The sequence below is a fragment of the Sulfurimonas limnophila genome, from assembly GCF_059705345.1.
This window is the reverse complement of record NZ_AP046127.1, coordinates 1,956,893-1,981,089: the sequence shown is the minus strand read 5'-3', so window position 1 is coordinate 1,981,089 and position 24,197 is coordinate 1,956,893. Positions and strand designations below refer to the sequence as shown.

The following is a 24,197-nucleotide window of genomic DNA, read 5'->3' as shown; positions in this document are numbered from 1 at the left end:
AGAGTTGGAGTTTTGTATGGTTGCAAATATATATTTTGGCTCATCTGAGCAATCAAAAGAGAGTCTTGGCAAAAGGATAAATCCATACAACGCAGAGGTAGCTTCTGAGTTTGTAAAGTGTGATGCAGATGACGCAAAAAAAGCCCTAAACATAGCACTTTTGGCATCAAAAGAGGCAGTTAAGACAACTATTTCTCAAAGATGCTCATGGCTATTGGATGTTGCTTCTAAGTTAGCGCAGAACAAAGAAGATATTGCAAAAACCATAACAGATGAAGTTGGAAAACCAATAACTTACTCAAGGATAGAAGTTGAGCGCTGTATAGAGACAGTTACTTTAGCAGCAGAGACTATGAGAACTATGCATGGAGAGACTATAAACAGTGACGCATTTGCTTCTGGAAAAAAAACAATCTCTTTTTTCTCTCGTGTTCCTTGTGGTGTTGTTGTGGCAATCACTCCTTTTAATTTTCCACTAAACTTGATAGCGCATAAGATAGCTCCAGCACTTGTTGCAGGAAACGCAGTTGTGCTAAAACCAACACCAGAAGCTCCTCTTACTGCTTATAAGTTTGCGAAGCTATTTATCGAGAGTGAGTTTGCTATAAAAGATGCGCTAAGTGTTGTTTATGGGGATGCAGATGTTGGCGGTGCTCTAGTTACTAGCGAGATACCTAGAGTTATAAGCTTTACTGGAAGTGTTGGTGTTGGCGAGATAATCACTAAGAGTGCTGGTATAAAAAAAGTTTCACTGGAGCTTGGAGGAAATGCCGCTACTTTTATAGACAAAAGTGCTGATTTAGACCTCGCGGCGCAAAGATGTGCGATAGGAGCTTTTGTAAATTCAGGGCAGGTTTGCATCTCTTTGCAACGTATCTATGTTCACAAAGATGTTTATAGCGAATTTGCTTCAAAAATGGCTGAGGCAACTAAAAAATTGATAGTAGGCTCTCCCTATGCAGAGGATACTTTTATGGGACCTCTTGTAAATGATGAAGCAGCCCTTAGAGCGATGGAGTGGGTGCAAAGTGCTATCAAAGAGGGTGCAACACCACTGCTAGAACCTAGAGTTGAGGGGAGAGTATTTTACCCTTGTGTTATGGCGGATGTAAAAGAGGATATGGCAATAGTTTGTCAAGAGGTTTTTGCACCAATTGTCTCTTTGATAGAGGTAAAAGATTTTGATGAAGCTATGCCTATGATGAATAATTCTCCTTATGGTTTGCAGTTCTCAATTTTTACAAATGATTTAAATCTTACAAAACGTGCGATAAATGAGCTTGACGCTGGTGGAATAGTAATCAACGATATGCCAACTCTGCGTTTTGATATTCAGCCTTATGGTGGAGTAAAACTGAGCGGTGTCGGGCGAGAGGGACCAAGATTTGCGATAGAAGAGATGAGCGAAATAAAGAGTGTTATCATTTGTTAAACTCTCCATTTAAATGGCTTCGTTGCAATTTTTGGATATAATCGCGCAACTTTACAATAAGAGATATGTTTATGAATATTAGAGAAGAGTTTTTAAGATATTTTGAGTCAAAAAACCATGACAGAGTGGGGAGCGCTCCACTTGTTCCAGATGATGCAACACTGCTTTTTAACAATGCGGGAATGGTTCCTTTTAAGTCAATTTTTACAGGGGAAGTTCCAACTCCAGCAAATCCCCGTGCTGTTTCATGTCAGACGTGTATCCGTGCGGGTGGGAAACATAACGATCTTGAAAATGTAGGCTACACAGCAAGACATCACACTTTCTTTGAGATGCTTGGAAATTTTAGTTTTGGAAACTATTTTAAAGAAGATGCAATTGATTATGCATGGGAGTTTATAACAGGGGTTTTAAAATTTCCAAAAGAGAAGTTATGGGTAACTGTTCATGAGAGTGACGATGAAGCTGAGACTCTTTGGCTACGTCATGTAAGCATAGATAGAATTATGCGACTAGGGGATAAAGACAACTTCTGGCAGATGGGCGATACTGGACCATGTGGACCATGTAGTGAAATCTTTTTTGATCAAGGTGCTGAGGAGTTCAGCGGTCCTGAGGATTACATGGGTGGAGATGGCGATAGATTTTTAGAGATCTGGAACTTGGTTTTCATGCAGTACGAAAGAAGTAGTGATGGTACACTAACACCTCTTCCAAAGCCATCAATTGATACAGGGATGGGGCTAGAGCGTGTTGTTGCAATTAGCGAGGGAGTAAGCAGTAACTACTCATCATCACTGTTTATGCCTATCATCAAAAAAGTACAAGAGCTTATAGCAAAAGAGTATCTCTATGCAACAGGCGCTTCTTATAGAGTTATAGCTGACCACATTCGTACAACACTCTTTTTACTCGCTCAAGGTGTAAACTTCTCAAATGAGGGAAGAGGTTATGTTCTTCGCAGAATATTGCGTCGTGCCGTAAGACATGGCTATCTTTTGGGCTTTAACGAGCCGTTTATGTTTAAACTTGTTGATACGGTTGTTGATATTATGGGCGGTGAATATGACTATTTAGCTCAAAAAGCACATGCTGTAAAAGAGCAGATAGAGCTTGAAGAGGCTAGATTTTTCAAAACTATCGCTTCTGGAATTGAACTCTTTAATGCAGAGCTTGAAAATACTAAAGAGATATTTAGCGGAGAAGTTGCATTTAAACTTTATGATACTTTTGGTTTCCCTCTTGATTTGACAGAGGATATGTTAAGAGAGAAAAACTTAAAGCTAGACTCTGCTAAATTTGAAGAGTTGATGCAAGAGCAACGCTCTCGCGCAAAAGCTGCTTGGAAGGGCAGTGGAGATGAAGCAGTTGCTGGAGATTTTAAAGAGATTTTAGAGAGATTTGCAGAGAATAACTTTGTAGGTTATGAGACAACAAAGCATAAAAGCAGGATTTTAGCACTTCTTGATGAGAGCTACCATCGTGCTGATACGTTATCAGCAGGAGTGAATGGTTGGGTCTTTTTAGATACTACACCATTTTATGCTCAAAGTGGTGGACAGTGTGGAGATATTGGAGAGCTTAGCGGTTTTGCAAAAGTGCTCGATACTAAAAAGTTTTTTGGACTAAATTTATCACAAATCTCGGTTACTAAAGAGCTTAAATTGGGCGATGAGGTTGAAGCGATAGTAGATATCTCAAGAGGCGAGATAACAAAGCACCACTCAGCGACACACCTTTTACATGCAGTATTATTTGATGTTTTAGGAGACCATATCTCTCAAGCTGGTTCACTGGTTGAAGCTTCAAGACTTAGATTTGACTTCTCTCATCCAAAAGCTATCTCTAGTGAAGAGTTAGCAGAGATTGAGCGCAGAGTAAATTATGAAATCATGCGTGGAATCAGTGCTAATACTGAGGTTATGAGCATAGATGAAGCTAAAAAATCTGGAGCAAAAGCACAGTTCGGCGAAAAGTACGGCGATGAAGTTCGCGTTGTAAGTTTTGGCGATGCAAGTATCGAGTTTTGTGGCGGTGTGCATGTTGAGAACAGCGCAAATATCGGCTCATTTATCATTACAAAAGAGAGTGGTGTAAGCGCTGGTGTTAGACGTATAGAAGCTGTTTGTGGAAATGCGGCATATAGCTACTTTGTTGAGCAAAGAGAGCTACTAAAAGAGGTTGAACATGAGGTTAAAAACTTAGATGTTTTGGCTGGAGTTGCAAGACTAAAAGCAAATGTAGCTGAGCTAAAAAAAGAGCTCCATGATGCTCAAAGCAGTATCAAAACAGATATAAAAGTTGAGTCTATCAACGGTGTTAGTGTTGTTGTTGATGAGCTTACAAGCGGTGATATCAAAGAGAAGATAGATGAACTAAAAAACCAACATGAGAAACTTTGTGCGATTTTGTTTCAAGTAAAAGATGACAAAGTTATGATGGCGGCTGGTGTTAAAGGCTCTGATGCTAAAGCTGGAGATTGGATTAAACATATCGCTCCGCTTCTTGGCGGCGGTGGCGGTGGAAGAGCTGATTTTGCTCAAGCTGGTGGAAAAGATATCTCAAAACTCTCAGAAGCAAAAATCGAAGCTCTTAGATATATAACAGAGGTTATCTCATAATGCAAGATATATTTTTAGAGTATAAAGTACTCATAGTTTTTTTACATGTTATCAGTGCTGTTGTATGGGTTGGTGGGATGGTAGCTATGCGTTATGCGGCTCATCAATCATTTCTTGAGATAGAATCTCCTGCAAAACGTTTAGAGAGAATTGCTCATGCGCTAAAGAGACTCTTTAGTATCGTTATTCCTTTTGTTATCATACTTCTTATAACTGCTATTTTTATGATTAAAGGATATGGGCTCTCACAAAGTGATTTCTCGCCATTGTCATACGCAAAAGAGGCTATTTGGAGTGTTATGTTTGTTAATCTTATGGTTATGATTTTAAGAAGAAACAGAGGAGAGAGATTTTTAAATGAAGGCAATATGGTAGGTGCTAAAGGGCAGATAGAACTTATTGGAAAAGTTATGGTTCCATTAAATATTGCTCTTGGAGTATTGGCAATATTTTTAGGAACATTTCTCTCAAGCTCTCTTTAGATGATTAGACTAGCTTCATCATCACCTACAAGAGCTGCCCTTTTGAAAAGTGCAGGGATAGAGTTTATCCAGCAAAGTGTTGATTTTGATGAAGATAGTATAGTTGCAACCTCCCCAAAAAACTTTGTTTATAAAGCAACGATAGGCAAGTTTGAAGCAAATCTAAGAGCGTTTGGATATGAAGACTTCCCTCTTTTAGTTGCTGATACAGTTGTCACTTCTAGAGGACTTTTGCTTAGAAAAGCAAGATGTGCAGATGATGCGCGAAATATTTTACTAACTCAAAGCCAAAGCATTACAAGCATCATTACATGTATGATTTTTCAATCACCTGAGATGAAAATCATCGATATTTCTAAAACTGAGTACCTTTTTGAAGCCTTTGATATGGATGATGTAGATAGTTATATAGAGAGTGGAGAGTGGCGAGGTAAAGCAGGTGCATGTATGGTTGAGGGTTTTTGTAAGAAGTATATAAAAAGTACAAAAGGGTATGAGAGTACCGCTATGGGCTTAAACACAAATCTTTTAAGGGGCTTATTATTTTAAAAGTTAACAAACTCTATCTTGTTGAGATTATTGTTGGTGTTGTTATCGTCCTTATTGCACTACTTTATATAAGTTTTATAGGTAATGAGCAACTTAAAATCAAAGAACAGAGCTATAAAAAAGAGGCTTCTTTGATGAGTGAACAATTAGACAAGATGATTGAGTACAAACAAAAAACTACTCTTGCAATGGCTTTTTCAATAGCAAATGACAAATCTTTGGCAAAAGACATTTTAGAAAAAAAAATAAAAAGTGACCATTTTGATGAACTGATTTTTCAATTTGAAAAAAACAACCTTTATAAAAATAGTTGGATGCAGATATTAGATAAAGATTTAAAGCCAGTATATCTCAGTTCAAATAAGCAAAATGGGATCGTTGAAAACACTATACGAGAAGACTTAATGGAGGCTTCAGCTCTTGAAAAGCCTATCGTTTCTGTAAGTGTAGGAAATTATGACTTATCAATTAGAGCCATCGTTCCTATCATAAGAGATAGTAAATTTATTGGTTTAGTAGAGATCTCTTCAAGATTTAACTCTATTTCGCAGCAGATGAAAGATTTTGGAGTTGAGTCTGTAGTTGTTTTAAACAAAGAGTATAAAAATAGTATAAAAATTCCTTTTAGTAAGACTTTTGTAGATGATTACTATATAGCAAATATAGATGCGCCAATTGTGTTTACTAGCTATCTTAGAAGAAATGGTATTTATAATTATATTCATCTTCCATACAAGAGCGAGAGCGGCTACATAATCAGTATTCACCCCCTTAAAAATATTCAAAACAGAATTATTGGGCACTATATTATGTTTAAAAAGCAAGACGATGTTTTAAATATAAACTTAGATTTTTTTATGTATAAATGGTTTAGTATAGCAATCGTCGCTTTTATGATAATAGCTGGGATTGTGGGAAATCTTGTGCTTTATAGAAGTAAAAAACAGAAGATGTATTATAAAAACATAATAGACTCTTCCTCAAATATAGTAATGGTAGTAGATAAAGAAAATATCATAGATATGAATAAAACATTTTTTAAATACTTCTATGGATTTAAGACACCTGAAGAGTTCAAAGAAGCGCATCAATCAATCTCTGATTTTTTTATCCAAGAGGATGGATGTATACACAAAGATATGGCTGGTATAAGTTGGCTTGAATATCTTATGAAGTACCCAAAAAACAATCTTGTAAAAATTTCATACAATGAAAAAGAGTACTACTTTACTGCTGGAATATCGTTAATATCTGAAGAAAATGGACACTATAGTGTTATCTTTGCCGATGTTACTGAGGAGAAGATTTATCAAAAAGAGCTAGAACATACAAACATAACTGACCCTCTTACAAAAATAAGAAATCGTTACTACTATAATGAGCAAATCAAGAAGGAGAGTGCTAGTTCAAACCGTTACTTTTATCCTCTTTCTTTAGTTATTTTTGATATAGACCACTTTAAAAAAATCAATGATAATTACGGGCATGATGTAGGCGATAAAGTTTTAATCGAGTACACAAAGCTGATAACTACTTACTTAAGAGATAGTGATATATTTTGTAGAATCGGGGGTGAGGAGTTTGCTCTTATCCTTCCGCATGTAAATAAATCTGATGCATACAAGATAGCGGATAAGATAAGAATGAAAGTACAAGAGCATAAAGATATACTCGCAGTTACTATGAGTTTTGGCGTCACGGAGTATGTAAAAGGTGAAGATATTGAAGTTACTTTTAAGAGAGCAGACAAAGCTCTTTATGGGGCAAAGAATGGCGGAAGAAACAGGGTCGTTTTTAGATAATGTACTACACAAATGAACTTGAAGCTCTAAAGAGAGCAAAAAGATATAGAACTAGAGAGGTAGTAGATAACTCTATTTTAGATTTTGCCTCAAATGATTATTTAGGACTTGCTCACAACAAAGAACTGCATAACGCAACATGTAAAAAGCTCTCTAACATGCCTATACACGCCTCAAAAGCCTCTCTTTTAGTAAATGGTTATCATCAGATACACAAAGATTTTGAAGAGGCGCTTTGTGTTGCAAATGGTTTTGAAGATGGGGTTATTTTAGGAAGCGGTTTTAATGCAAATATAGCTTTGATAGAAGCGCTAGTTCGCCCTAAAGATATGCTTTTTATGGATGAGAAGTACCATGCTTCAGGCATACTTGCTACTAACTTTAAAAAGATTAATGTAGTGTTTTTTAAACATAATGATATGAATGAGTTAAAAAAACTTCTTGAATCAAGCAGTGCGCAGAGAAAAATAGTTGCCGTTGAGGGAATTTACTCGATGGATGGCGATATAGTAGATAGTGCTGTTTTTGAACTTTGTGATAAACATGATGCGATTTTGATAATGGATGAGGCACATAGCAGCGGAGTTTTAGGAGAGCATTTGATGGGAGTGTATGAGCACTACAACATAAGCATAAAACCAAACCATATAAAAATGGGAACCCTTGGCAAAGCTTATGGAAGTTTTGGCGCATTTATCTTAGCATCTTCACATATAGTTGAGTATCTAATAAACCGTGCAAAGCCCATTATATATGCAACTTCACTCTCTTTGTATGATACTCTTTTAGCTCATAACGCTCTTTTATTTATGTTAGAAAATAGAGAGTTTTTAAAAGAAGAGATAACAAAAAGACAAGAGATAGTTTATGAAGAGTTAGGCATTAAGATGGATGCTCTGATTTGTAGCGTTGTGATAAATGATAATGAGCGAGTGATAAAAATACGAGATACGCTAAAAGATAGAGGTTACGCAGTTGGCGGTATAAGACAGCCAACAGTTGAGCATGCTATCATCCGCCTTATTGCAAGAGTTGGCGAGAGTAGCGAGGATTTAAGAGCGTTGTGTAGAAGTTTAAAGAAGTTAAAAATATGAAAATATCAACACTGCATATAACTCTCGATGAGAAAACTTTAGTAGATATAAGTTTTAACATCAACTCATCCCTAGCTCTTGTTGGGCAAAGCGGAAGCGGAAAAAGTCTAACCATAAAGGCACTTTTGTCTATGTTGCCAAGCAGTATGAAAGTGTCGCTAAAATATGAAAATAGTTTTGAGCTCATTGCAGGAGAGACTATTTCGTTTGTTCCACAAAATCCTTTTACAGCGCTTTCTCCTCTGACAAAGATAAAAAAGCAGTTTTTTGTTTCCACAAAGAGGGTTGAAGAGTTGTTTGCTCAAGTTGGTTTGGATGTAGAGCTCTTGGAGAGATTTTCTCCAGAACTCTCAGGCGGACAGCTCCAAAGAGTAGTAATAGCAATGGCACTAAGCCATGAGCCAAAACTTATGTTGCTTGATGAGCCTACAACGGCACTTGATCCAAAAACAAGAGGTATGATTTTAGAACTCCTAAAAAAGCTTCAAATAGAACTTGGATTTAAGATACTCTTTGTAACACACGATATTTCCTCGGCAAAGATGCTTTGTGAAGATATTTGTGTATTGAGAAATGGGGCGATTGTTGAGAGTGGAAAAATGGCAGATATAGTAAATAATCCGACACAAGAGTACACAAAAATTTTAATAGATGCAAATTTTGCAAATAGGGATTTTAGAATATGAGAATAATAAGAAATATATTTTTTACACTTTTTCTAGCAGGTGTTTTAGCTCCTTTTGTAGTTGTTGGTTATTTTTTAAAAGAGTATAGCTATGACATCTCTTCGATTATAGAGTATCATCCGCCTCTTACTACAAGAATATACGATAAGAATGGCGAAAAAATTGCGAATCTTTTTGAAGATGAGCATAGATACTATGCAAGATTTGATGAGATACCGCCACGTGCTATTGAAGCGCTACTTGCAATTGAAGATACTACTTTTTTTGAACATACTGGGATTAATTTTGATGCTATTTTTAGAGCAATTATAAAGGATATACAAGCTGGAAAAATGGTTGAGGGTGCAAGTACCATCACTCAACAGCTAGTCAAAAACAGACTCTTAACTAGAGAGAAAAAAATCTCAAGAAAGATAAAAGAGCTGATTTATGCATTTAAAGTTGAACTCTCTTTAAGTAAAGAAGAGATTCTTGAGAGATACCTAAATGAGATATATTTTGGGCATGGCTACTACGGCATAAAAACAGCCGCTGATGGCTATTTCCGTAAAAGTTTAAATCAACTCACACTAAAAGAGACAGCCCTTCTTGTGGGTCTTGCTAAGGCTCCAAGCACTTATGCGCCAACGAAAAATTATGATATATCTATGGGCAGAGCAAATCGTGTAATATCTAGAATGCACGCACTTGGATGGATTGATGATGATACTCACACAGCTTCTTTACTTGAAAAACCAGAAGTTTTTGATGACACACTAACGCAAAACAGTGCACCATTTATTGTTGATGAAGTGCTAAGACGGGTTGCTGATATTGGCATCACTGATTTTAAAACAGGCGGATATGAAGTATATACAACGGTTGATTTAAAGCTTCAAGAAGCAGCAGAGGTCTCACTCAAAAAGGCGTATGATTTATCTGTTGCAAGAATAAAAGCAAATACATCTTCAAAAGATAAACAGACAGTAAAAACAGAACTACTAAATGGGGCACTTATCTCGTTAAATCCAAAAAATGGAGAGATATTGGCACTTGTTGGCAGTGTTGATTATAAAAAGAATTCATACAATAGAGCAACACAAGGCCGTCGCCAACCAGGTTCAGCTTTTAAACCATTTATCTATCAAGTTGCCCTTGATTTAGGCTATTCAGGTGTTACAGAACTATATGACATAGCACGAACTTATACTTACTATAAAGATGGTGAGGAGCAGAAGTGGCAGCCAAAAAACTATGAAAAAAGTTATAAAGGACTACTTACTCTTAGAGAAGCGCTTGTTCACTCAAGCAATCTTGCAACGATTAATCTAGTCAACGATATAGGACTGCCACAACTGCTCAAAGAGTTTAAAAAGTTTGGTATTAAAAATCTTCCGCCAGATTTATCTATCGCTCTAGGAAGTATCACACTCTCTCCATTGCAACTAGCTCAGTACTATAGCTCTTTTGCAAACAACGGAGTACAAGTTGAGCCAATTCTTATAAAAAATATAGACAAAGGTCTTACAACGATTTTTGAGAGCAAATTAAAGAGTCAGTATATAACAGACCCAGCACAAGCATACATAATGACAACTATACTAAGAGATGTAGTTGATCGTGGTACAGGGCGTAATGCTGCTGTAAAAGGGATAGAACTTGCTGGAAAAACTGGAACTACAAATAAAAATATGGATGGATGGTTCGCAGGATACTCTCCAAGTATAGAAACTATCGTGTGGTTCGGAAACGATGACAATACTCCAATGGACAGAATAGAGACGGGTGGTAGAATAGCAGGACCCGCTTTTTCTATGTACTATGAGAAAGTTTTAGAGCTATATCCTCAGGTTCCAAGAAAGTTTGAAAAGCCAGATGGTATCAAAGAGATTACTATAAATGGTAAAAGAGAGTACTTTAGTGATACTTCAAAACCACCAAGAGTTGACGCAGAAACAAACACAAACGAGACACTGCTCTTTTAGAGAGTGCCTCTTTGCAAAGTTTATATTTTAATACTCGTCACGCACTATGTTGTGACATCTAAAACATGCATGTTCTATGTAAGTGTACGCTCTTTGCGCCTCTTCTCTACGAACTTGACCTGATTGGTTATACTTGTTTTCAATAGCATCTAAGATTATTTGAACATTATGGCTGATGATTTGTGCACTCATAACAGCTTCATTTGCCTTATTTTTTTTCTTCTCAGGAAGCATTGCAGAGAATTTCTCTTTATTTCCAAGTAAATCTTGTGCATGTTGCGCAAATCTTTTTACAGATTGTTCAACACCAGATTGGTCACTTGCGATAAATGCTCTTTGAACTTCGCTAAGTTCAGCATTTAAAAGTAGCATATTTGATTTCAAATCATAAGCAGACAGAGATGAAGATAGAAGTGTTGCTAAACCAACAGCGATTATACTTTTAGTCATAATCAATTCCTTTATTTTGTAGTAATTAATTGTAGCATAATGTGTTTTGATAAGGGATTAGGTTAAGGATAAATTTTTAAATTATTTAGAATTTTTATTTAATAAAAAACAAAGAAATAGAGAATTTCTTTGTTTTGTGTATTAGTTAAAAGCTCTGTTTAATGCGCAAAATAGAGCTTTTACAGAGGCAGTGGCTATATCGTTATCAGCCCCTACGCCAAAACATGAGAGAGTGCTCTGGGTCTCTATCTCTATATATGCTATCGCTTTTGCAGAGCTTTTGTTGCCAAATGAGTGCTCAAAGTATGAGTTAATAGAAAAACTGTTTCTATAATCTTTCATCAAAGCGTCTCTACAAGCATCTACTGGACCATTACCCTCTCCGTTTGAGACTATCTCAGTGCCATTAAGGATGTAGGTAAGTGTACATTTTGAGATACCTTTTAGTGATGAGACTGTAAAATCAACCAAAGAAATATGCTCTTTTATGTTGAAGTAGTTCTCGTTAAATATCTCAAATATCTCTTCACCGCTCAACTCTTGACCTTTTTTATCACTAACATCTTGAACTAGCTTGCCCATCTCTGGATGCATTGCTTTTGGAAGTTGATAACCAAAGTTTTTCTCTAGTATATAAGCAACTCCGCCTTTTCCAGATTGTGAATTGATACGGATGATGCTCTCATAGCTTCGCCCCACATCATCTGGGTCAATAGGAAGATATGGAACTTCCCAATGTGAAGCTGGATTTACCTTTCTGTGAGCTAAACCTTTATTGATTGCATCTTGATGAGAGCCTGAAAATGCCGTATATACAAGCTCTCCAACGTATGGATGACGAACATGAGTCTCTATCTCCGTGCATCTCTCAACTACATCTAAAACCTCATTTACGTTAGAAAAATCAAGTTTAGAATCAATACCTTGAGTTGTCATATTAAGAGCAAGAGTTATGATGTCAACATTTCCCGTTCTCTCTCCATTGCTCAAAAGTGTTCCCTCAACTCTATCAGCACCTGCTAAAAGCGCTAACTCAGTAGCTGCTATACTTGTCCCTCTGTCGTTGTGAGTGTGAGTTGAGATGATTACATTTTCTCTATTGTCCAAATGTCTGCTCATCCACTCAATTTGATCAGCATAGATATTTGGTGTTGCCATCTCTACTGTTGCTGGAAGATTTATGATAACTTTTCTGCTATCACTAATCCCCCATCTTGCTGTTACTGCGTTTGCTATCTCTACTGCATAATCAAGCTCTGTTCCTGTAAAACTCTCAGGAGAGTACTCCAAGTATATCTCTCCATCATGTTGTTTTTCATACTTCTTAACAAGGTCAACACCCTCTAGGGCAAGGGCAATTATATCTTCTCTTGATTTTTGAAAAACCATCTTTCTTTGAGCCACTGAAGTTGAGTTGTATAGATGAACAGTCGCTTTTTTAACACCACGAAGTGCTTCAAATGTTCTCTCTATCAAATGCTCCCTTGCTTGAACTAAAACTTGAATAGTTACATCATCTGGGATAAGTTTGTCATCCACTAAGCGACGTAAAAATTCAAACTCAACTTTTGAAGCAGATGGAAAACCAACCTCAATCTCTTTGAATCCGATTTTGAGTAAGAGTGCAAATAGTGAAAGTTTTTTATTCATATCCATTGGGTTGATAAGTGCTTGATTTCCATCACGTAAATCTACACTGCACCACTTTGGAGCTTGGGTTATGCTATTGTTTGGCCATTGTCTATTTGGCAAATCTATCTTTGGATAGGGACGATACTTCCCTTGTGGAATATTTTTCATAATAAACCCTCATAAATTAAAATTTCAATAATGCACTCTTATATACAGTTATTGTGATGCGAATTATAGCAAAAATGCGATTAGTAGATTGTTTTTAAAGAGGCAGTAGCAAGAAAAAAGAGAAATTAGCTGGCGGCTAAATTTATAATTTGCATATTTAACTCTTTTTTTATCTCATCTATTTGTTGAAGTTTTTGTGAGTAATCTACAAGCGCAGAGCTTTTTTTTAGTACTATCAAGTCGTGGGCTAATTTGTGGAGTTTGGTATGAAGGGCAACCACTTTTTTGTAAGATTTTCTTGAAGTAAAGGTCTCTATATTGGACTCAAGCCACTCTTCTAAATTGCATTTATCCAAATTTAGCACTTCTGTTAGATTTGTAGTATCAAGCAAAAACTCTTCTAGTTTTTTAATCCATGTATTATGTCCAACTGCTACATAGAGGAGCTCCATGTCATCTTTTTTAAATTTGCAACTCTTTATCCACTCTACATCAGGTTTCCAAGCGTTGCTCCACTCTAAAAATAGTTCGGCTCTCATCGGTTTTGCTATTGCGTAACCTTGAGCAAACTCATACCCCATATTTAAGAGGGTTTTCCCATGCTCTATCGTTTCAACACCCTCAGCTATAATTGTTTTTCTAAATGCCAATCCAAGCCCTAAAACTCCCTCTAGTATCGCCAAATCATCAGTGCTGTAAAGCATATTTTGTACAAAACTTTGATCAATTTTTAAAACTGGTACAGGGAGATTTTTTAGATAGGTTAGAGATGAATATCCTGTTCCAAAATCATCAATTGAGAACATAACTCCTATCTCTTTACACTCAGAAATAACATTTAAAACATTACTCATATTTTCTAGTGCGCTTGTTTCTAATATCTCAAGTTCAAGCATTTTAGCAGAGATATTAGGATACTTTTTTAGTTCTATTTTTAGCTTACGGACAAAATCATCTTCTTGAAGCTGTTTTGCACCTATATTTACACTAACTTTTACTTTAATACCATTCTCTTGCCATCTGTTTATCTGTCTAAGTGCAGCAGATATTACCCATTCGCCAAGCTCTATGGCAAGTGGCTGGTCTTCTATGGTTGGTAAAAATGTCATTGGAGCTAAAAGCCCTTTGGTTGGATGCTCCCATCTAATCAGAGCCTCAACGCCTATAATTTCGCCTGAGTGCATATTTACTTTTGGTTGATAGTGTAAAATAAACTCATCTTTAACGATGCCATTTCTAATGTCGCTAATCATTTGGTTAAGAGCTTTTATGTTTTGATCTTTTTGTGTATCAAAAATGTGGAAGCGGTTTTTTCCAGCCTGTTTTGCCAGATACATCGCTTGATCCGCTTGACGCAACAGCTGATCTGCTTCTATCTCTGTTGATTGCGGATAAAAAGTTATACCTAGACTAGCTGATACCTTAAGCACGGCGTTGCCATACTCAACTTTAGTAGAAGCCGCGTTTAGAAGTCTTGATACCGAGGGTACTACTGATTCAAAATCATCCAAATTGTGAATTACTGCTACAAACTCATCACCACCAAGTCTTGAGAGCATATCTCCATCACGAAGAGATAATCTCATGTTTTGAGCAAGTTCGCTTAGGAGATAATCTCCCGCTTCATGGCCATACTTGTCATTTATATCTTTAAAACCATCTAAATCTAGGTAGACAATAGCCAAGATATTTTTGCGTCTTAGTGTTTGTGCCATAGAGTGCTTTAGGATATTTCCCAAAAGAATACGGTTTGCAAGACCCGTCAGAGAGTCGTAGTGGGCAATATACTCAAGTTTTTGTTGATGCTCTTTTATAGCACTTATATCCGAAAATAGAAAAAGATAATATTTAAGAGTTTCACTCTTTTCTTCTTTCTCCTCCTCCTCCTCCTCTTCTTCAATAGTGCTAATATTAAGAAGTGCTGGATAGAGTTCGCCGTTTTTTCTGCGGTTATATATCTCACTGCTCCAATGATTCTCTTTTTTGAGTTGCTTGAACATATCAGTGTAAAATTCTTGATCATGTTTATCAGATTTTAAAATCCTCATATTTTTGCCAAGAACTTCATCTTTTTCATATCCTGTGATATGGCTAAAGGCATCATTTGTATCAATGATAGTTCCATCTTTTAGCGTGATGACAATACCCTCTCTGGAGTTTTTAAATACACTAGCTGCAAGTTTTAGCTTTGACTCCATCTGTCGCTGTTTTTTAATCTCATACATAAGAAGAAGTGTGCTACTTGAGAGTGATTCATAGATAGAGAGTATTAGGTTTATAAGTTCTCTAGTAAAACCATTCATACTTTTAGTAGCTTCTTCTTTTGCCATTTGCATCTCCATACCGCTCTCAATAGCGATAATGACATATGACATATATTTATCTGATTCGAGGATGTGTGAAGCTAACCATCTTGCTAAAAAAGAGAGAGTATCTTGAGCGATTTCAGAGATTGAGCGCTCTTTGATTTGTAGTTTTAGCTCTTTTATCGTGTCTATAAATTTTTGATGTACTGCTATGTGCTCCGCTTCTAATGAGTCATAATGAAAATATTTGTTCCAGATAGCCTCTTCTGTTATGAAGTGATACTCAGTGTAATCTAGCAGCTCATCAAGAATATAATTTATTGAGGTTTCTTGGGAGTCAAAGGCAACCGTACGTGCTAATTTATTTAGAAGTTCAACAAGCCTCTTGTGTTGGCTGTCTATTATCTCTATGTTTGTATTAAATTGATCGTTCCAAGGAAAAATATCGATAGCTTGCATTGGTATGCCTTAACACTTTTGTTTATATTATTATATGTTAATTTGATAATATGTGCAACAGTTTTTAAAAAGATTTTTAGTGGAGTTGCTCTGCTTGTAGGCAGAGCAGAGGAGGATAGATGGAGATTAGCAGCTATAAGTTGTTTTAAACTCATAAGCAGTTGGGCGGCTCTCATCAGGCCAGATTTGTCTCTCAAACATATAGTGCTGATAATCATCAATAAATGTTTTAGTAAATACAGGACTCAAGAATGAGTGATCAGCAATAAGCGCTTCAGTTGCTTCACGTAAAGTATGAGGCATTTGAGGGATACCTTTTTCACGAATCTCATCAAGACTAAGTTCAAATAAATCCTCATCCATAGGACCAACAGGAACAGTTTTGTTTTTGATACCATCTAAACCAGCCATCATCATAGCAGAGAATGCTAAGTATGGACAAGCAGTAGAGTCTGGGAATCTCATCTCGATACGAGTTGCTTTCTCACCAGCACCATATGGAATACGGCAAGATGCAGAACGGTTTTGCATAGAGTAAGTAAGAATTGAAGGAGCTTCAAACCCTGGGATAAGTCTTTTGTAAGAGTTAGTCGTTGGATTTGTAAGTGCTGCAACAGCTTTAGCATGTTTAAAGATACCACCAGCATAGTGAAGAGCCATCTCTGAAAGGTTAGCGTAGTTACCCTCTTTGTAGAAAAGGTTTTTACCATCTTTCCATAGTGATTGGTGAACGTGCATACCGTTTCCATTGTCACCAAAAAGAGGCTTAGGCATAAACGTTGCAGTTTTGCCGTTTAAGTGAGCAACCATTTTTACAACATACTTTAGTTTTTGAACATTGTCAGCAGCACCGATAATATCAGAGAAAACGATACCGATTTCGCCTTGACCTTGTGCAACTTCGTGGTGACCTAAAACAACTTCAAGTCCAACTTGCTCTAACACGTCCATCATCTCAGCTCTTAAGTCAACTTGAGTATCAATTGGAGCAACTGGGAAATAACCACCTTTTACCCCACCTCTGTGACCGCTGTTATATCCATCTGCATAGTGAGTGTTTGAATTCCAGTCACCCTCTTCAGTATCTATTTTGTATCCAGCTTCATTCATGTTGTCAATAATTCTTACGTCATCAAAAACAAAGAACTCATTTTCAGGTCCAAAGTATGCAGCGTCTGCGATGCCTAGAGATTCTGCATGAGCTAAAGTAGCTTTTGCGATAGAACGAGGACATTTTTCATACATTTGACCTTTGTAAATGTCATATACATCACAAATAACAATAATGGTAGGATCAGCAGTAAAAGGGTCTAAAAATGCAGTAGGAACGTCAGCTTTTAAAATCATATCTGATTTGTTGATTGGCTGCCATTTATCTATCGAAGAGCCGTCAAACGGGAATCCGTTTGTTAAATTGTCACTGTTTACAGCACTTGCTCTATATGTAACATGGTGCCATGTACCTTTTAAATCAGTAAATCTCAAATCTACATATTTAACATCATTTTCTTGGCAAAAAGAAAAAAATTCTTCTACGTTATTTACAAATTTTCCCATTTGTTTCTCCTAAATTTTAATAACGCGTAGTATAACTCAAAATAGTACAAAAGGGTAGTTCATACTGCCTAAATTTTAGGCAGTTATTTAAAAAGCTTAATCTCTCCGCCCAATTTTGCGTACATCATGAGGTTTGCAATATTTACACTTCTATCACAAGAACGCTCTAGTTTTCTTAAGCTTCCAAGAACTTTTACATACTCTATTGAGAGCTCTTTTTCGTCTATGATTTTGTTAAGAATCTCTTTTTCCAAAACAGAAAAAAGGTCATCATTCATACTCTCTTCAACAAGAACTTTTCTGTAATTGTCTTCATAATTGCACTCTTGGATATTTGTAAAACACTCCAAAATATACTTAAGCGCATTGATACTGCTCTTATGAAGAAGTAGGATACTTGGCTTAAATGGCTCAAGATCGCATCCACCCTTAGCGTGTTCACTCATTCTGCGTGCATATTTTTTTACACCAGCGCCAATGCTCACAAGTTCGTTTGTCATCTTTAAAAATGCTATTAAGAAGCGAAGTTCTTGTGCTTCTGGCCCAAAGAGTGCAAATGTTTTTATAATCTCGTTGTCTATTTCATCGCCATTAAAACCAATCTTGCCGAGTATTGTCTCAACCTCTTTAAATCTTTTTGCGTCATTTAGCTTAAATGCCTCTAAAGACAGCTCATCTGCTGTTATTATCTCTTCTAGAAGAAGTGATAATTTATCTTTTATAATGGTTATTTTTTCATGATATTTTGATCCCATATCTAATCCTTTTTATTTGATTTAAAACGCAAAAGGAACTCGTCCATTTTGCTTCGTTAACCCTCAACCAAGGAGGATAAACCGCTATACACCGAATCAACCGAATTTTCCAGTTATATACTCTTCTGTTAATCTCTCTTTTGGAGTAACAAACATATCTTCAGTTTTACCCAACTCTATAAGTTCCCCTAGATACATAAACCCAGTATAGTCGCTAACACGCGCTGCTTGTTGCATGTTGTGTGTAACTATGATTATAGAGACTCTCTCCCTAAGTTCGACGATAAGTTCTTCAATCCCAGCCGTTGAAATCGGGTCAAGTGCAGAAGTCGGCTCATCAAAAAGTAAAACTTCAGGCTCAACAGCTACCGCTCTAGCGATACAGAGTCTTTGTTGTTGACCACCAGACAAGCCGTTTGCATCATGTTTTAGTCTATCTTTTACTTCATTCCAAATAGCTGCATCTTTGAGTGCTTTTTCAACCCTGCCACTAAGTTCAGTTCTGTTTTTTATACCCTGAAGTTTCAGTCCATAAGCAACATTATCAAAGATACTCATTGGAAAAGCTGTTGGTTTTTGAAAAATCATCCCTATTTGAATTCTAAGTTTTATCAAATCCTCTTTTGATGTTAAAATATTTCTATCTTTAAAAATAATTTCGCCGTTATATTTGTTGTTTGGATATAAATCATGCATACGGTTAAAGCTTCTAAGAAGAGTAGTTTTTCCACATCCTGATGGCCCAATAAGGGCTGTTATGTTATGTTTCGCCACAGGCATAGAGAGTTTTTTAACACTTGGCGTATCTACTCCAGCATAGGTAAACTCAAAGTTTTTAACTTCAAGCGCTTTTTCTTTATTTATCTCAATGATTGTTGCCATTAACGTTTCCCTCTCTTTTTTAATAAAAATAGTCGTCCTAATATATTTAGAGTCAAAATAAACATACTAAGTATAAAAGCGGCTGCCCATCCAAGTTGTTGCCAATCTTCGTACGGACTTGTTGCGTAGTTGTACATAGTTACAGTTAGTGAAGCCATCGGTTGACTCATATCTGTATTTAAAAAATTATCATTAAATGATGTAAAAAGAAGTGGTGCCGTCTCTCCAGCAACACGAGCAACACCGAGTAAAATACCAGTTAAGATACCAGCTTTTGCGCCGCGATAAACAACTTGAATAATTACTTTATATTTAGGAGCGCCAAGTGCAAAGGCTGCTTCTCTGAGAGTTGATGGAACAAGTTGGAGCATATCGTCAGTCGTTCTTAGGATAATAGGAAGCATAATGATGCTTAGTGCAATCGTCCCTGCCCAGCCGCTAAAGTGCCCAGAAGGGGCAACAACAATAGCATAAACAAATGCGCCAATAACGATACTTGGAGCTGACATCATAATGTCTGAAATATCACGGATTATCTCTGCAACTTTAGATTTTTGAGAATATTCGCTTAGATATGTACCAGCTAAAACACCAAGCGGGATACCAAAAAATGAGGCATAGCCAACAAGATAGAGTTGCCCAATAAGAGCGTGTTTTAGTCCTCCATCACTATTTCCTGGAGGAGCTCCTTCATTTAAAAAGATACTCATACTTAGTGCGTCAATCCCGTTTATGATAAGAACGCTTAAAATCCAAAATAAAAAACCCATTCCAATGAGGGCAGAGAGGGTTGAGAGTGCCATGACTATTTCATTTATGATGATTCTTTTTTGAGTGTGTGTCATTATATAACCCTTTTTCTTCGTAAAAAGTAGAACTTAGCAACAGATATAATCGTAAAGCTTACAACAAGAAGAAGCAGTGATAGTTCAAAAAGAGATGAGTAGTAAAGAGCGCTATCGGCTTCTGCAAACTCATTTGCAAGTGTTACTGGAATTGACGTTGCGGGCTGTGTTAAATCTGTTGAAATCTTATGGACGTTACCCATAACAAATGTTACAGCCATAGTTTCACCAATAGCACGTCCAAGTGCTAGTATAAATGAACCGATAATTCCAGCCTTTGCGTATGGAATGATAATGTCTTTTACAACATCCCATTTAGTCCCGCCAAGAGCATAAGCTGACTCTTTTAATATATCTGGAGTAGTGTTCATCGCATCACGTGTTATAGCCGCCATAAAAGGGAGTATCATAACTGAGAGGACGATACCAGCACTAAGCATACTAATACCAACTCCGCCAAATATATCACGGATAATTGGTACGAAGTAAAAAAGCCCCCACATTCCATAAACAACAGAAGGAATCGCCGCTAAGAGCTCTATTGAGACACCAATAGGGCCTTTTAGTTTTGCGTGAGCTATCTCGCTTAAGAAGATTGCAATACCAATTGCAAGAGGAACAGCTAAAATCATTGCTAAAAAAGTAGATATAACTGAGCCGTAAATAGCAGGAAGAGCGCCGAACTTTTCTAAGTTTGGTGCCCATTTGTCTTCTGTAATAAAAAGAAATCCAAATGCTTTTATCGACTCTAGCGAGTGCTCAAAAAGTACACTAAATATCCACGCAACAAGCAATAAAATACCAAAGGCAATAAATCTTGTTGTATTTGCAAAAAGTTTATCTATAAAAATACTCAAGCAATTCTCCCTTTTTTTAAATAATTGCTGAATTTTATGTTTCTTTGATTACAAAAAGATTACAAAAGGGTTTACTTTCTTATATACTTCTTTACAAGGAGTTATTTATGAAAGAAAAAACAAAAACAAAAATAGAGAAAAAAAATAGTAAAAAAGATGAAAAAATAAAGATTTGGGTTAAAAAAGAGACTCTGCTTTATGAGAGAGAGTTGGAAAAACTTCAGATAGAACTACTGAAATTTCAAAACTATGTAAAAGAGAAGGGGCTTAAAGTTCTTATGATTTTTGAAGGGCGTGACGCTGCTGGAAAGGGCGGTACGATAAAGAGAATAACGGAGCATCTTAACCCAAGAGGGGCGAGAATCGTAGCGCTTCCAAAACCAAGTGATCAAGAGAGATCGCAGTGGTATTTTCAGAGATATGTAGCACATCTGCCAAGTGCTGGAGAGATAGTTCTTTTTGATAGAAGTTGGTACAACAGAGCTATGGTTGAGCCTGTTATGGGCTTTTGTAGTGAGAGAGAGCACCATAAGTTTTTAAAAGACGCACCGCAGTTTGAGAAGATGATAGTAGATGAGGATATAAAAATCTTCAAATTCTATTTTTCAGTAACAAAAGAGGAGCAAAAAAAGAGATTTGCGAAAAGAGAGCAAGACCCTCTAAAGCAGTACAAACTCTCTGATGTTGATTTAAGCGCTCAAAGTTTATGGGATGAGTACGCACTTGCAAAGTATATGATGCTAAGTGCGACACATACAGAATCGGCTCCGTGGACAGTCATAAAAAGTGACAACAAAAAAAGAGCCAGAATAAACACTATAAAGCATATTTTGAATTTTGTGGATTATCCAAACAAGATAGAAGATGCCCAGATAGAGGTTGATAGAGACGTGATAGTTTATGGAAGAGATGAAACAATAGCGATGGAGAGCAAGTTCAAATTTTCGCCAAAGAGCAAGTAGTAGCTGTAATCATCTTGTAATATGGAGCCATTATAATTTCGCAAACATTCAAAAAGGAAAACAAATGTTAAAGAAATTAGCTTTAGTTACTTTGGTTGCAGCAGCATCAATTAGTTCTTCATTCGCGTCGGATAAGATAAACGGTGCAGGTGCCTCGTTTCCTGCTCCTTTATACTATGATTGGGCATATAACTATAAAAAAGATACAACAAATCTTGTAAATTATCAGTCAATAGGTTCAGGCGGAGGAATCAAGCAAATCGCAAAAAGAGTTGTTGAGTTTGGTGCATCTGATGAAGCTTTAAGCACGTTAGCACTTGCAAAGGATAACCTATTTCAGTTTCCAGCTGTGATAGGTTCAATCGTAGTTGCATTTAACGTAGATGGAGTTGCTGATGAAACTCTTAAGCTTAGCAATGAAGTTGTAGCAGATATTTTTGCAGGAAAAATTACAATGTGGAATGATAAAGCTATCGCAGTGGATAATCAAGGGCTTAATCTTCCAAATGAAAAAATCATAGTTGTTCACCGTTCAGACGGTTCAGGAACGACTTTTAACTTTACTTACTATTTAACTCAAAGTTCTAAGAACTGGAAAGAGAGTTTTGGAACTGGTAAAGCGGTTGACTGGGCTACTGGAATCGGCGGAAAAGGTAATGAGGGTGTTGCAAGTTTAGTTAAACAAACTCCTTACTCAATCGGATATATAGAAAATGCTTACAAAGAGAAAAATAACCTTTCAGCTGCTGTTCTTAAAACTGCAAACGGTAAATGGGTAAAAGCAACAGAAGAGAACTTCAAAGCTGCCGCAAAGTATGCTACTTGGACAAAAGAGAAGCACTTTTACTCTGTTTTAGCATTGCAACAAGGTGATACATCTTACCCAATAGTTGCGGCTACATTTATCCTTCTTCCTAGAGAAGGCGGCGAAATGAATAAAAAAGTAACTGCTTTCTTTGACTATGCTTTTAAAAATGGTGACGAGAGCGCTAAAAAACTCGGTTACATTCCTCTTCCTGAGGAGACTAAAAAAATGATTAGAGAGTACTGGGCAGAAAACCTTAAATAATCGTTTATCTACACTCATTCTATATTTTCTCTCCTAATAAAATCTCCTACCAAGCCCTTGCAACTTCTCATTGCAAGGGCTTTTTTTCGTTTTAAAACCTTTTTTATTTTTGCATAACAACTGTAATCTTTTCGTAATCTAATGATTTTATAATTCTCTCACAAAAAAACAAGGGAATAAAAAATGAAAAAAATCGTTTTATCAACTATAGCTGCATTAGCGGTTAGCGCGACTAGCTTAAGTGCTGCTCAGCAGTTTTATGTAGATGACAAAGGACAAGTGTTTACAACTTCTGCTCCTGACCGTGTTGCTCTAAGTGCAAATGATGGTGTTTCTATAAGTTCAAAAGCTGTTCGTTTAGATTTTAGCGGTACTCACTATTTTGGTTTAACATCTGTACAGCCTGATTTAACGGGTCCAAGTGTTGATAACTCTACTGGTTTTGAGCTTCGCCGTAACTACTTGCAAGTTAAAGCATATTTTAACGACAAAGACTTTTTCCGTGTAACATTAGATACAACAAAAGAGCTTGGTTCTAGTACGGACTATGCTGATATATACGCTAAATATGCTTATCTTTATTTAGAAGGTGTTCTTCCTTATACTGGTGTAGAGATTGGTATTGCTCACCGTCCTTGGATTGACTATGAAGAGCACAATTCTTGGCATTACCGTTCAATCAACAAAGTCGCTATTGAACAAAAAACAAATACAACAGATAGCGGTCCAGACTTAGTCAACTCGGCTGACCTTGGTTTCAACTTGAAAACTAAAACAGAAAACTTCAGTTCTGAAATAGGTATGTTTAACGGTGAAGGTTATCATGCTGATAAAGCTGCAGCAAATCAAGAAAATAGTACAGACCTTTCACTAGAATGGCGTTTGACTGGTCACTTGATTGGTAGCGGTAACAAACTTGGTAAAAACGATCGTACAAAAGCGACCTATTTAAATGTTTCAACATACGGTTTAATGTCTAGAAACCATAAAGATAATGATATTGTTATAGGTGATAAATCTGAATATGATCGTTCTATCTACGGAATTCATGCAGTTTATAATCAACCAATGTTCTTGATAGCTGCTCAATACTATATTGCTAATGATGATGCACAAAACACAGCATTAACTGGAGCTGCAAGTAAGGATTATAAGGGATGGTCTCTTAATGCTGAAGTTCGTCCAATGACTGATTGGACTATCCTTGGTCGTTATGATGTTAGTGATATCGACAAAACTACTTATACTGCTGGAGTAGGCGTTACAGCTAAAGATCAAGATATGAAACAAATTCTTCTTGGTGTTGCATACAAATATAACAAAAACGTAAGTTTTATTGCTTCAGGAAAACACATTACGGATGATGCAAAAACATGGACGGCTCTTACACTAGCAGATGCAAAAGAGAAAAATGTTTACATGCTTACTACAGAAGTTAAATGGTAACAAATACGCGCTAGACTTCTTTAAAGACTAGCGGATAAATATAAAATATTGAAATTTTCAAAATTCTCCTTTTTTCTCTCCTAAAATGGCAACACTTCTCTCTCTTGTGTTGCCTTTAATAAAGCTCCTATCTACTAGATTAATACAACATAAACATCATTTTAGATAAAATGGCAACA

At 36.5% G+C, this 24,197-nt stretch carries 19 protein-coding genes; 11 read left to right on the top strand and 8 right to left on the bottom strand.

Annotated elements, in window-relative coordinates; translation table 11 throughout:
- Nucleotides 1-16: 16 nt before the first annotated feature.
- The 8 genes from AC6H33_RS10055 to AC6H33_RS10020 all read left to right on the top strand — a co-directional run bounded on the left by AC6H33_RS10055 (nucleotide 17) and on the right by AC6H33_RS10020 (nucleotide 10,630).
- Nucleotides 17-1,432: an aldehyde dehydrogenase family protein gene (locus AC6H33_RS10055; RefSeq protein ID WP_497604753.1), complete on the top strand. Its 1,416-nt coding sequence runs from the start codon at nucleotides 17-19 to the stop codon at nucleotides 1,430-1,432.
- 71 nt (nucleotides 1,433-1,503) lie between these two features.
- Nucleotides 1,504-4,053, top strand: coding sequence for an alanine--tRNA ligase (gene alaS, locus AC6H33_RS10050; protein WP_497604752.1), 2,550 nt, complete (start codon nucleotides 1,504-1,506; stop codon nucleotides 4,051-4,053).
- Complete coding sequence (locus tag AC6H33_RS10045; protein ID WP_497604751.1) at nucleotides 4,053-4,535, top strand: hypothetical protein; 483 nt, start codon at nucleotides 4,053-4,055, stop codon at nucleotides 4,533-4,535. Before alaS ends, AC6H33_RS10045 begins: the two co-directional genes overlap by 1 nt.
- Nucleotides 4,536-5,084, top strand: coding sequence for a septum formation inhibitor Maf (gene maf / locus AC6H33_RS10040; RefSeq protein WP_497604750.1), 549 nt, complete (start codon nucleotides 4,536-4,538; stop codon nucleotides 5,082-5,084).
- Between the two features lie 134 nt (nucleotides 5,085-5,218).
- On the top strand, nucleotides 5,219-6,886 hold the full coding sequence (locus AC6H33_RS10035; RefSeq protein WP_497604749.1) for a sensor domain-containing diguanylate cyclase: 1,668 nt from the start codon (nucleotides 5,219-5,221) through the stop codon (nucleotides 6,884-6,886).
- Nucleotides 6,886-7,980 (top strand): aminotransferase class I/II-fold pyridoxal phosphate-dependent enzyme, encoded by a 1,095-nt coding sequence (locus AC6H33_RS10030; RefSeq protein ID WP_497604748.1) that lies wholly within the window; start codon nucleotides 6,886-6,888, stop codon nucleotides 7,978-7,980. Before AC6H33_RS10035 ends, AC6H33_RS10030 begins: the two co-directional genes overlap by 1 nt.
- The gene (locus AC6H33_RS10025) at nucleotides 7,977-8,666 is read left to right on the top strand and encodes an ATP-binding cassette domain-containing protein (protein ID WP_497604747.1); all 690 of its coding nucleotides are present in this window, start codon (nucleotides 7,977-7,979) and stop codon (nucleotides 8,664-8,666) included. The genes AC6H33_RS10030 and AC6H33_RS10025 overlap by 4 nt, the downstream gene beginning before the upstream one ends.
- On the top strand, nucleotides 8,663-10,630 hold the full coding sequence (locus tag AC6H33_RS10020; RefSeq protein WP_497604746.1) for a penicillin-binding protein 1A: 1,968 nt from the start codon (nucleotides 8,663-8,665) through the stop codon (nucleotides 10,628-10,630). Before AC6H33_RS10025 ends, AC6H33_RS10020 begins: the two co-directional genes overlap by 4 nt.
- Before the next feature lie 27 nt (nucleotides 10,631-10,657).
- On the opposite strand, the gene AC6H33_RS10015 is transcribed toward AC6H33_RS10020, so the two are convergent.
- The 8 genes from AC6H33_RS10015 to pstC form a co-directional block, all read right to left on the bottom strand.
- The gene (locus AC6H33_RS10015; protein WP_497604745.1) at nucleotides 10,658-11,080 is read right to left on the bottom strand and encodes a hypothetical protein; all 423 of its coding nucleotides are present in this window, start codon (nucleotides 11,078-11,080) and stop codon (nucleotides 10,658-10,660) included.
- Between the two features lie 141 nt (nucleotides 11,081-11,221).
- A complete protein-coding gene (gene leuA / locus AC6H33_RS10010) occupies nucleotides 11,222-12,880 on the bottom strand; it encodes a 2-isopropylmalate synthase (protein ID WP_497604744.1) in 1,659 nt (552 codons plus the stop codon).
- Between the two features lie 125 nt (nucleotides 12,881-13,005).
- Complete coding sequence (locus tag AC6H33_RS10005; RefSeq protein WP_497604743.1) at nucleotides 13,006-15,645, bottom strand: bacteriohemerythrin; 2,640 nt, start codon at nucleotides 15,643-15,645, stop codon at nucleotides 13,006-13,008.
- A 126-nt stretch (nucleotides 15,646-15,771) separates the two neighbouring features.
- Nucleotides 15,772-17,202, bottom strand: coding sequence for a type I glutamate--ammonia ligase (glnA, locus tag AC6H33_RS10000; RefSeq protein WP_497604742.1), 1,431 nt, complete (start codon nucleotides 17,200-17,202; stop codon nucleotides 15,772-15,774).
- Nucleotides 17,203-17,285: 83 nt separating this feature from the next.
- Nucleotides 17,286-17,957, bottom strand: a complete 672-nt coding sequence (locus tag AC6H33_RS09995) for a phosphate signaling complex PhoU family protein (protein WP_497604741.1) — start codon at nucleotides 17,955-17,957, stop codon at nucleotides 17,286-17,288.
- Between the two features lie 96 nt (nucleotides 17,958-18,053).
- On the bottom strand, nucleotides 18,054-18,839 hold the full coding sequence (gene pstB / locus AC6H33_RS09990; RefSeq protein WP_497604740.1) for a phosphate ABC transporter ATP-binding protein PstB: 786 nt from the start codon (nucleotides 18,837-18,839) through the stop codon (nucleotides 18,054-18,056).
- Nucleotides 18,839-19,684 (bottom strand): phosphate ABC transporter permease PstA, encoded by an 846-nt coding sequence (pstA, locus tag AC6H33_RS09985; RefSeq protein ID WP_497604739.1) that lies wholly within the window; start codon nucleotides 19,682-19,684, stop codon nucleotides 18,839-18,841. The genes pstB and pstA overlap by 1 nt, the downstream gene beginning before the upstream one ends.
- Nucleotides 19,684-20,541 carry a phosphate ABC transporter permease subunit PstC gene (gene pstC, locus AC6H33_RS09980; RefSeq protein ID WP_497604738.1) on the bottom strand — a complete coding sequence of 286 codons (858 nt, stop codon included), beginning with the start codon at nucleotides 20,539-20,541 and terminating at the stop codon, nucleotides 19,684-19,686. The genes pstA and pstC overlap by 1 nt, the downstream gene beginning before the upstream one ends.
- Nucleotides 20,542-20,648: 107 nt before the next feature.
- On the opposite strand from pstC, the gene ppk2 reads away from it, so the two are divergent.
- The 3 genes from ppk2 to AC6H33_RS09965 all read left to right on the top strand — a co-directional run bounded on the left by ppk2 (nucleotide 20,649) and on the right by AC6H33_RS09965 (nucleotide 24,018).
- Nucleotides 20,649-21,503, top strand: coding sequence for a polyphosphate kinase 2 (ppk2, locus tag AC6H33_RS09975; RefSeq protein WP_497604737.1), 855 nt, complete (start codon nucleotides 20,649-20,651; stop codon nucleotides 21,501-21,503).
- Nucleotides 21,504-21,567: 64 nt separating this feature from the next.
- A complete protein-coding gene (gene pstS / locus AC6H33_RS09970) occupies nucleotides 21,568-22,572 on the top strand; it encodes a phosphate ABC transporter substrate-binding protein PstS (RefSeq protein ID WP_497604736.1) in 1,005 nt (334 codons plus the stop codon).
- A 183-nt stretch (nucleotides 22,573-22,755) separates the two neighbouring features.
- Complete coding sequence (locus AC6H33_RS09965; protein ID WP_497604735.1) at nucleotides 22,756-24,018, top strand: hypothetical protein; 1,263 nt, start codon at nucleotides 22,756-22,758, stop codon at nucleotides 24,016-24,018.
- The last annotated feature ends 179 nt before the right edge of the window (nucleotides 24,019-24,197 follow it).